The organism is Bacillota bacterium, from assembly GCA_012518215.1.
Taxonomy (GTDB): domain Bacteria; phylum Bacillota; class Dethiobacteria; order DTU022; family PWGO01; genus JAAYSV01.
Window position 1 is genome coordinate 1 of record JAAYSV010000037.1, and the last position, 11239, is coordinate 11239.

Below are 11239 nucleotides of genomic sequence, written 5' to 3' on the forward strand. Positions count from 1 at the left end.
AGGACGTGAAGATTGGAGGTGTTCCCGTTGAGCCCGAGCCTGAACCGTTCTTTATGCTATGGCCCATGAACGGCCCAGTCGCCGAGCCAACATATAAAAAAAGAAATAGAAAACGTGGGCGGCCGAGAAAATCCTTATCGATACCACTTACTCACGGAGGGAAACTGATTCCTGGGTTTTATATTTTCGCATACCCACAAAAGAGAGCCTCAGTCACCTGAAGAATCCCCTCCTCATGTCGCCCCTACCCTACTGCCAGAGAAAGAAAACGCACAACCTGTCAGATTCCTCGCGGCGCTATTTTTCACTCCGGTGTTACCGTTTCTACATCATTTTTCTCTATAGCTTTTATGTTGGTGTTCTTGTTAAACACCGCTTGCTTGGAATGACAGGGAGGGGAGAGGGAGCCGCAGCCGCCTGAAGAATCCCCTCGGGCATAAGGCTTGTATACATACGAGACACCGGACGCAAGGAAGGAAACAGTAATAGAGCAGGATGCAGTGAAACGGCGAGGAAACCCCCATCCAAAAAAATGGCTGGGGTGGAAGGATTCGAACCTACGCATGCGGGATCCAAAATCCCGTGCCTTACCGCTTGGCTACACCCCAGCAATAGATAAAAATGTGTTTTGTATTGGGGTGAGTGATGGGATTCGAACCCACGGCCTCCAGGGCCACAACCTGGCGCTCTAACCAACTGAGCTACACCCACCATATTCATGGAAACTTGTGATTTGTGGCGACGGATACCGGAAAACATTACAGACTGCACTGAAAAAACCGGCAACCGAACGTCATAATTTTAACATCTGACGGAAGCCAAGTCAAGGAATTAAACGGAAGGGTGGTGACGGAAAATTGCAAGTTTGAATGCCTGCCCAAAAAGCCAGTTACCGGGCTGCGAATATTTTATCTGCTGCCCTGCACCTGAAAACAGGCAAATAAAGCTGTCATGCAGTCCCACTGGCAATCCGTGTACAACAACAGGAACACCGACCCGGTGCCCGGGCAGCAAATTGGCGGTACACTTGCATCCTGTCACCATCCGTGCATCGGCCTTGCCGTCTGCAGATTTGATTGTTCGTTAATATAAATTAACAGGGCACAGGAGCAGGAAAAATAACAGGAAGTGTCGTATAGATATACTGTATAAGTAAATATAGCAATATATAAAATAACAAAAACTGTTTATGGGTCTTCATTGGCAAAAATCATGGTCAATCTGGTCCAATTGATTCCGTACCGTAAACCGATCTGGATGATCTGGAATTGTAACATTTGAATTGTGATTGATAGGGCGATTGAGCTAGCAATCCAAAGGTAATTAAAGGAAAGTATTATCTATTGAATTAAATATTTTTAATTGATATAATCGTTCTGTATCAACAGTTCACTGTTGCAATTGAATGAATTTTCAGGGTTTTTTTGATTGATTATTTATTTACCTATTTGCCAAAAGGTATTCGCCTGATCGATACTTATCAAATTGAAAAGGAATCTCCTCTTACTTGACGGAGGATGCTTCAAGGGGGGGAAGCTGAGCTCGTGAACTTACATAACATCAAAGCATTCACAGCAGTATTGTTAAGCCTTTTCCTCGCCTTCAATCCAATTATTGCAGCGGCGGCTGCGGGCTCATCAGTTGCTTCAAAGGGATATTCCCCTTCTTCACAGGTATTGTCGACCCAGCAGATTTACGAACAGATGACTTTCCTCGTTGGTTGTATGTTGAAAGATGACCGTGATTCCCTTTCGGAAACCCCCTCTTCCGGCAAATCGAAAGAAGGCCTCCTGGATCCCCTCATCGAAACCATCGGCAACTATTTTTCCGGAATTCTTGAAGAAGAAGAATTTACCACGATGCTGGATACAATCATCGAGGACATTCTTGCCGATGATTTTATTGCCGACTTCGACATGGATGCCATCATCGTGGAGATTTTGCGTGACGAGTGGCTGGCAGAAATACTGGGGGCATCCATAGCCGGGAGGCTAAAAGACGAAGAATTTCTGGGCTTTGTCAGCTGGGCCACCAGCGAAGTCAGCCGCCTTCTCAAGGATGAAAACTTTGCAATTTTCATCAGGCATTCGATCACGAAAATCCTCAGTGATGACCGACTGGTTGACATGCTTCAGGACCTGCTAGATATACTGATAAAAGTTCCCGAGGGTATACTGGCATCCCTTCGTGATGATGAAAGGATCGGCGCCGTGATCAGCGACCTCATCCATCTTCTCGAGAATGCGATCGAGGACATCCTGAGCAATACCTTCAAGGATGAAAAAGTCAAGGTGCCACTGGAAAAAATCCTTTCCAAACTTGAACTGCTGCTGGAAGGATTCCAGGATTCTTTCTTCGGTGATGAAAGAATTGAAACTTCCCTGAGCAAGCTGGAATCGGGCTTCCTTGAACCGGCGAAAGATATTTTCGGTGATCTGCTTTCCGGCATCTCGATAGATGAAATCCTGGGGGCTTTGATTGGCGTGGTTCTCGAGGTATTTGAAAACGATCCCGATTTGCAGGCGATCCTCACCCGGCTGGGAGAAGATTTGGAAGAACAGCTGGAACAGCTGGGAGAAGACCTGGATCTGGTGATGGATTACTATGCTGACAGTGTGGGTGAGAGCACTGAAGAGCCGGATCCCGATGCCCCTCCCGAGCCTCCCGACCCCCTCGAAGGCCTCATGGACCAGTCCGAAGTCGAAGACCAGGTTTCAGGATTTCTGAATTTCTGGGTGGAGAAGGCCGGCGCCTCCATCGGCGAACGGCAGGATGAGTTGCTTGCCATCGTCAACAGGCATCTGGAAGAAGGAGAGGATCCCTTCCTGCCGCTTTTTTCGGAGCTGATGGAAGATCTGCTGGAAAGGCATCTGGAAAAGTTCATGGCAGACATGGAACCGATCCTGAAGAAACACTTGAGTGAACCCTCTTTCACGGAAATAATCGATAAATATGCGGAAGACCCGCGGATAGAAGAAATATTGAACGATGCACTGGAAAGTGCTTCCTTCAAGGAACTGGAAAATATCATTGGACCCAAAAAAGATCTGTTTATGGAGGTTCTGGAAGAAATCCTTGTTTCCAGATCTTACGGGGATCTGCTGAAGATGGGGAGCACCGATGACCAGTCCGACGAAGAAAAAGAAGGGATTCTCCCGGTTGCCGATGGGCTCCGGGTGGAGATACCCCCCGGGGTTTTTTCCGACCTTCTTGGTGACGCTGAACTCGATCGTCTCATTGCCGGACTACATGAAATTGTTGATGGGCTACCTCTGGGAAGCCTGGCGGCCATCATCCGCGAGAATGCCGACTTTATCGGTCTCACGATTGCCACAACGATTCTCAACGGTGCTGCCGATGCCATCGAAGAACGGGAAGAAGAGGAAGAAGAAGAGATCATAGATCCGCGCGTAGAAGCGATCATGGATAGACTTTACAGTGAAGAAAGGATGCGCCAGCTGTATCTTGACCTCGGGGCCGACCCGGAGATCATCACCCCGGAAACCACGGTGGCATCCGTATTCGTTGACCTGATCAAGAAAGCCATCGAGGAACATGAGATAGTGGAAAGATTCCAGGAAAATGCTGCCAAGCGTGTCCGCCCCCTGGAAGAAGAAATGGAGGAATACGGTTTTGACCTGGGAGCGCGGATCAGGCAGTTTTTCGCCAGGGTCTTCAGTCCGGTCAAACGCTTTTTCGACCCTATCCGCCGTCTTTTTGGCTACGAACGGCCTGAAGAAGAGTGCCTCAGCAACATCCTGAAGACATCCGGTTTTTCCGCCGGCCTTCGCTGGATGGGCACCTTTCTCTCCGAAACACTTACCGAAAGCAGCGCGGCCGGTTTCATAGACGGAAGCATTGCTGATTTTATTTTGAACTACGGGATTATCGAAGAGGTGGCCACGGCTGAACGATTTTCCATTCTGAATGAATTCAACGTGGAAGTGAAAAGTGACGAGGAATTGAAGCAGCTCTATGCCGAATACTTCGCTGCGGATCTGGATACGACGATCGAGGATGGCATGTTGTCGATGCGGGAACTCGTGCGGGAAATCTCTCCTGCAGCCATCACTTCCATGATCAACGATGCGATCGTCAATCTCCTTCCTGCCCATCCCCTTCGCCTGACGATCAGGGATGCGGGTATGACTGCTGATGGAATCCTGGAAGAGGTTGCAGCCCCCCTGGAAAAAGAAATACCCGGGATCCGCAAGATTATCAATGAAAAGGTAATCCCGGCCCTGGGTATTCCCCTTGATTTCCTGGAGGATCAGAGGGTTCTTTCTGCATTGGCGGAGATCATGGAGGTCGCACCGGAACCGGTTATAGCCATCATCGCTGATATTCTTGAAGACCCCCGGACCTCCGCGCTTCTGAAGGATATCATCAACGATCTGATGCAGGTTGCCATCGGGGTCATAGGGGATGTGTCCGATGTGTTGGCTGACCCCGGAACGGCAGAAGCCGTCGAGAATCTTGTAGCGGGCATTTTGTCCGATGAAGAACTCTACACTGCTCTGGGCAATTTCGTTGCCGATCTGCTTGAAGACGAAGAATTGATGGTTGTTCTTGAGGAGGCCCTGTATGAAAGTGTTGACGAGGCGGCCCTGGGTCCGGATAGATATGCTTTCGAGCCCGTTCATGTGATCATTATCGGTATTGCATTTATTCCCGTTTCACCTGAAAAATTTAAAATCGCGGCTCATAACGGGCTTTACTCTTTTATAGAAGTGCTGATGGAATGGTTGCGGGGTGAAAATCTTCCGGACGGGATCGTCTCCATGCCCGATTTTGCCCGGGGCTATCTGCTTACCTTCATGAACGAGGAACGCGTACGGACAAATATAGCCGAGCCCCTTACCTCGTTTGTCATTGCCCTGGCTCTGGACATGCTTCGCCATCCTGAACTGCCGCGTCTGCTGAACAACCGGGTTGATCGTGCCTTCTCCATGAACCCCCTTCAGCTGGCCGGCAACAAATTGACGGAGGGCAACAGGCTGGCAGGAATTGTCGGTCGTCTTCTCTCCGGGTTGTCCATGGAGAAAGTGACAGCCTCGTTCAAGGACAGCGGCCTGGACGCCCTGGCCCGGGATATTGCCGGGCGGATACCCCTGGAAGAGGCACCGGCTTTTGTCAGGACCAATCGCAACCTGAGGGGTCTTCTTGAAGACACCGGCCTGGAGATAAACCCTTCTCCGCTGAGAAGCATTGTCCCCCTGGATCCCGGCATACCGGGCATCCTTCTCAACAGGATCGCCGATTTTCCCTCCGAGATCCTGACCGGGTTTTTCAGGGAGAATGATCGCGCTTACAGGTTGGGTTACATTGCCAACGACCTTCCGGGGCGGTTCGAGATATTTTTGCTGCAGCATCCCGGCCTGGCCCCACTGGAAAGAGATCTCATCCATGAAAAATTGACTGAATTCGACTACTCCCTGATTGAAGGTATCTTCGATCAGGTGGCCACGATAGCCAGCAACGAGAAGATGGCCGATTTCCTGGCCAAGCATTCAGCAGAGAATTTTGCCGATATTTTTGCCAGCATGCGTGAAAAAATCAGCCGTGCCGCTTCCTGGTGGCTTGACAGGATCAAGAACTTCTTCATCAGGGGACTCTTTCCCGCCTACTTCATGCTTCCGGTTCTCTTTTCCCTGTCCGGTTCGTGGCGGATCCGTTCGAGGAAGAAAAAGCGGCCAGGTTTGGCGGAAAGGAAGGTCGAGCCATGAAACGATGGCCGGGTTCATCGGTAAAGTTACCGGAAAAAATAGCATGTGTATTCCTGGCCATGCTTCTATTCCTTGCTCCTCTGGGAGCACCCGTGGCTGCAGTTGCAGCTGCGGCAGTTACAGCACCGCAGGGTACCCTCGCAACATCGTCCACGGAATCCGCTGACGGCGAGAAAACGGCCGAAACAAGACCTGGCAAGGAATTTGTCGACTCCCTTGATGCGGCCTACTGCCATGCCCGGAAAGGCATACTCCGTGTCTTCCCCGACCTGGAAATCAGCGGGCTTCTGAGCTTGCTGGGCATACAGAAGGAGCGGGAAGAAGAGGAAACTGCCGAGCTCGTTCATGACGAACTGACCAGAGCCCTGCAAGCATTGAACGATTCCATACTCACCGTGCTCAGGGATGAAGACCTGGCCGAAGCACTTGATGAGATACTGTGGGAGATGCTCGATGAAGACAATTTTCTGGAAGGCGTTCAGAAACACAAATATTTTATTGCCGACATAATCAGGGATGAACGAATCATATACTTGATCGGTGACGTTATTGCCGAGATGCTCAAAGATGAACGCCTGGTGGAGGATATAGAATTTTTCTTCTCCCTTCTGTTTGACCTTCTGGGGAATGAGCGCATACACGGTTTCCTGCAGGAAACCATCGCGCGCCTGATCGAAGACGAACGAACCTCCAACCTGCTCGACCATATCATGCTGGCCGGTGCACGGATCGCTTACGAGACGACCACCGGCTTTGTGGGAGATCTTACCTCCGACAGGAAAGTCAAGGGATTGGTGGACGATTTTGCCACATTCCTGATCAGCCCCTTGCCCGGCATGGTGGCACAGGTGATCGGGGACAGGAGGGTACGGGGGGTGGCCGCCGATCTGATGCTCACGGTGTTGGAATATGGCCCGGAAGCGATTGCCGATCTTCTTGATGATCCCCATTTCCATGGATTCCTGGGTGATACGATCATCGCCATGGCCAATTCCGGGGCCCTGTTCATCGCCGACAGTGTAAGCGACGAACATCTGGTCGGTCTGGTCGATGGCTTTTTTGCCAACGTCTCTGCGGAGGTGAAACGGGGAACCTTTACCAATTCCATCGGCACCATGGTCGACGATTTTTTCCAATGCGATGAGTTCAGAGATTTTGTAGATCCTGCCTTTATATACATGAAGGGAGAGTCAATACAGAGAGCCAAGGATAGAACCGTCGGGGACACCCTGGTACTCCCCGGAATCGGGCTGAAAATAAATATCATGAGAGAGATCGCCCGGGGGCTTGCGGAGGTCCCCCCGGATATCGCCCACATGGCCTTTCTAACCTGGATGGTTTACGGCCACAGGGAGATTGGCAACCGCACTTTCGGGCAGATCGTCAGGGATATCGCCAATCTGCTTTCACCGGAACTGGTTGATGATCTGGGAGAGGCCGTGACAGGCATCCTGAAAAATGCCCTCCCGCGGGCTATCGATGAAAATCGGGACGAGATAGTCGATGCTCTAGAAAATTTCTTTGCCGACATTCCGTACGAAGAACTGGCAGATCTCATCAGGGAGAACGATGACATCGATGAATCCCTGCAGATGCTGGTTGAAGCCCTTTTTGCTCATCTGCCCCTCGACGCACTGGCCGATGTTATCAGGGGGCCGGACACCGTTGCGGCGATCACCGGTATAACCGGGAGCATCATCGACAATTTCCCGTTGAAGGAGATCGGCGAATTTATAGAGGACGATGTGCGTATATGGGGGATCATCAGGGACGCCCTCGTCTCCCTGCCTACAGATGAACTGGCGGCCTTTGTCAGGGAAGAGGAACGGGTTACCGCTTTCATCCAGGAGTTGCTCGCCGACTTCCCCGTCTCCACCATCTCCGGATTCCTGCAGGGCGGGGAACGGGCAGACATCATCGGATACAATGTTGCTGCCTTTCTTCTGAACATAGTGGCCGACTTCGTTGAGGAGGAGGATCTGACCGACTTTGCCTACATGGCAATCTGCAACATTCTGGAATCATTCGATGAGCCGCTTCCCAAGTCGATCCTCGGGTTGCTGGCGATCGCTTTTGAAAACGAAGAGGTGGCGCCGTACCTGGCGAAGGTGCTGGTAGGTTTTGCCACGGTAACCAGGCCTGATGTGCATGCCATCTATAAACAGTACGTGCCCAATGTTTTCACTAGAATCATAGTTGGCGCAGACCGATGACCGTGCTGGCAATGTCGGGAACCGGGACGTCGAAACCGGCGGCGGTAACATCGCCACGGATAGCCATAGAAAAGCAGGAGGTAACATGAAATGAGAACAGCCGTTATGATAATGGGGATCATTGCCATGATCATGAACCTTCCCCAATCCATCGTGGCTCGTTTTGGAGGGAAGTACCTGGAAGAACCTTCTCTCTTTCATGGCGGAAATGCCGGTGCGCTGATTTCCATTGCCATGGGCGTTGCCTCCATACTGGTCCTGTTCAAACCTCTCATATCCGCGATCATCTTTGCCGTGGCGGGGATCGTCTCCGTGGTGATGGGAGTCATCATGGACTACTACGAGATGATCTTCTGGGGGATCATCTCCCTTGCTCTGGCCGGATTGTCCTTTTCCGCTCACAGGGACCAGACATCACCTGAATACGACGGGGGCCCCACCCCTGACGACCTCATCAAGAAACTGTAAGCGATCTTTCCTGACCCTGCCACCCCATCCCGGTCCCGGCATACGGATCTGCTTGTTTCAACCGGTGGCGGAACCTTGCTTTTTTCCGACAAGAAATATCCTGCTTTTACCCGTTGCCGCCAACGCCAATCGTCCGGATTGACCCTGTCAACTTCAGTGCCGTTTTGAAAAACATAAAGGAATTCCTTTCCTTATCACGAAATATAATAAAACGAAAAAGAACACGGCAAGAACATGATTTTGAACTTGTAACGGCAAATTATTGTGCCGGCCTCGCGGGAAACAAAAAAACGACATTGCAACCGGAACGGATAGAAGCTGGAAACAATACCACAAAAAAGGAGTGCTTGTTATGAAAGAGAGCAGCAAAAACGGACCCGTCACCGGAGGTGAAGGTATGGAGGGCCGGGGAAAAGAATCCCCCCTGACGTGGATCATCCCTGCCCTGATCGGCCTCGCTGTGGTAGGTAAGGTAACACTCGACCGCCTTACCCTTGTCAAACCGGCATGGCCTCCCAGGCGGGCCGGCGAACCTGTACCGGCACTCCCTCAACCCGGCGATACACCATTCAGATCCAGCCCCGCGGTTGGTACCTTCAAACAGCGCCGCCGCCGCTACCTTGATTGGGTAGCGCGCCAACCTGCGGAGAATGACCGGGATGCCATCTGGGCGGAGATCCTCAGGATGGAAGGCGGCCGGGAACAGATCTCCGAAGAAATTCTTGACTGGTCACTGGAATTTGTCAACATGCGCAACGACTGTGCCGATTTTGCGGCCAACGCCCTCCTGCGCCTCTGGTTCAAGTATGCCGGCAGCGGGAAACTCAAGCCCCGCCAGGAGGCAGTGATCAAGGAGACGCTGCTCAATTTTATTTACTGGATGGATGAACCCAATCCCCTGAAAACGGATATCAACCACTATACCGAGAACCATCAGATCATGTTCCATACCGCCGAATACCTGGCCGGACAGCTCTTTCCCCGGTCAACATTTTACAACAATGGCCGTTCCGGCCGCTGGCATATGGACCATGCCCGCCCCCTCATCGATCGCTGGATCGATTACCACAGCCGCACAGGTTTTGCCGAATGGGATTCACCCAACTATTACTCTTGCAACCTTGCGGCGTTGCTCAACCTGGTCGATTTTGCCGATGACGAAACCCTTTCCACCCGGGCAGCCATGCTCGTTGATCTGCTGCTCTTTGATATAGCCGTGGATTCCTATCGCGGCCAGTACAGTTCCTCGCATGGCCGGGCCGAAGACCATCATCTCAAGAGTGCAGCCGGGGACCCCATGGTTACCACACAGGCCCTTCTCTGGGGGTGGGGGCGTTTCCAGTCTGCCTCCGATATGGCCGCGGCCTCCCTTGCATCCACGGTTCATTACCGCCTGCCGCCCGTTCTGGAAGCAGTGGCTCATGACCTTCCTGCGGAGATGACCAACTACGAACGCCATTCCATAAAACTTACTGCGGAGGATGCGTTCAAGCATGACCTCCGTTGCAAAAACATACATGATGTGCCGCGCTGGCTGGGCATGGGTGTCTTTCTGCACCCTCAGATCATCGGAACCGTTATGGACATGGCCGATGAGTGGGATCTTTGGCACCTGGGTGGCGCCGAATACGATCGCTACAAAAATATTATCCGCCACGCCCGCCGTCTCGGCCTTCCCCTGGCGGGAATCAAAGGGCTGGGAATCGACCTGGCCGGGGCTGAACTGACGGAAGTGAACAAAATTACCTACCGCACCCCGGACTACATGCTCTCCTGTGCTCAGGATTACCGTAAAGGAGAGATGGGTTACCAGCAGCACATCTGGCAGGCCACCCTCTCACCCTATGCCGTCGTTTTTGTCACCAACCCCGACTCCATGCGGGAAGACGGCCTGCATCGTCCCGGCTACTGGGCCGGCAATGGGCGCCTCCCGCGGGCTGTCCAGCATCGCAACCTGCTCATTGCCCTGTACGACATCGATCGGAACAGGGGGCTGCTCGAATCCGGCCATCATGCCTTCACCCATGCCTACTTTCCACGTTTCGCCTTTGATGAAGTTGTGGAAAAAAGGGTCTTTCCCGGCGGCGGTTGGGTTTTTGGCCGCAAAGACGATGGTTACATTGCCCTTTATTCCCATCTGCCTTTTGAATGGCAGTACGAGGGCCCCGACGCTGCGCGCGAGATCATCGCCGTCGGCCGGCGTAATGCATGGATATGCCTGATGGGGAGGCGTGAGATAGACGGCACATTTGAAGAATTCATGCAAGGCGTTTTCAACTCTGCACTCCGTGTCGAGGGGCTGAATGTTGATTTTGATGCCCCCCGCATCGGCCGGGTACAATTTGGCTGGAACTCTCCCTTGACAGTCAAGGACAGGGAGATACCGTTGGGCTACTATCCCCGCTGGCACAACCCTTACAGCCATACCGAATTCAACACCGGGCGTGTCAAGATTGCGCATGGCGGAAAAGAACTTCTCCTCGACTTTGACCGAGGCAGGCGCATAATGTCGTAAAAATTGACAGCTTCGGGCATTTGCGTTCACCTGAAATCCATGGTGACCATTCACTTCATGTCGCTTATGCCGGTATATCGGTACGGGGAAAGAATTAAACCTGGGAACCAGTTTATGCCGGTAATCAAGGTGTGTACGAGGAGGGGATTCTTCAGGCGGCTTTGGCTATTTTTTGTGTGTATGCGAAAAGATAAAACCCAGGAAATAGCTTCCCCCCGTGGGTAAGTGGTATTAACAAGGGTCTCCTCGGCCGCCCACGTTTTCTATTTCTTTTTTTATATGTTGGCTCGGCGACTGGGCCGTTCATGGGTACTTAC

General features: G+C 52.0%; 4 protein-coding genes and 2 tRNA genes. 4 read left to right on the plus strand and 2 right to left on the minus strand.

The annotated features are described in order from the left end of the window. Positions 1–533 precede the first annotated feature (533 nt). Both GX364_05630 and GX364_05635 read right to left on the minus strand, forming a co-directional pair. Positions 534–608: transfer RNA gene (locus GX364_05630), tRNA-Gln, on the minus strand. A 26-nt stretch (positions 609–634) separates the two neighbouring features. Then, positions 635–711: transfer RNA gene (locus GX364_05635), tRNA-His, on the minus strand. 833 nt (positions 712–1544) lie between these two features. Between GX364_05635 and GX364_05640 the strand changes: the two genes are divergently transcribed. The 4 genes from GX364_05640 to GX364_05655 all read left to right on the plus strand — a co-directional run bounded on the left by GX364_05640 (position 1545) and on the right by GX364_05655 (position 10922). After that, a complete protein-coding gene (locus GX364_05640; GenBank protein ID NLI70323.1) occupies positions 1545–5726 on the plus strand; it encodes a hypothetical protein in 4182 nt (1393 codons plus the stop codon). Beyond that, positions 5723–7939 carry a hypothetical protein gene (locus tag GX364_05645; protein ID NLI70324.1) on the plus strand — a complete coding sequence of 739 codons (2217 nt, stop codon included), beginning with the start codon at positions 5723–5725 and terminating at the stop codon, positions 7937–7939. The genes GX364_05640 and GX364_05645 overlap by 4 nt, the downstream gene beginning before the upstream one ends. Before the next feature lie 90 nt (positions 7940–8029). After that, the gene (locus tag GX364_05650) at positions 8030–8407 is read left to right on the plus strand and encodes a hypothetical protein (GenBank protein ID NLI70325.1); all 378 of its coding nucleotides are present in this window, start codon (positions 8030–8032) and stop codon (positions 8405–8407) included. 352 nt (positions 8408–8759) lie between these two features. Continuing rightward, positions 8760–10922 carry a hypothetical protein gene (locus GX364_05655; GenBank protein ID NLI70326.1) on the plus strand — a complete coding sequence of 721 codons (2163 nt, stop codon included), beginning with the start codon at positions 8760–8762 and terminating at the stop codon, positions 10920–10922. Positions 10923–11239 lie beyond the last annotated feature (317 nt).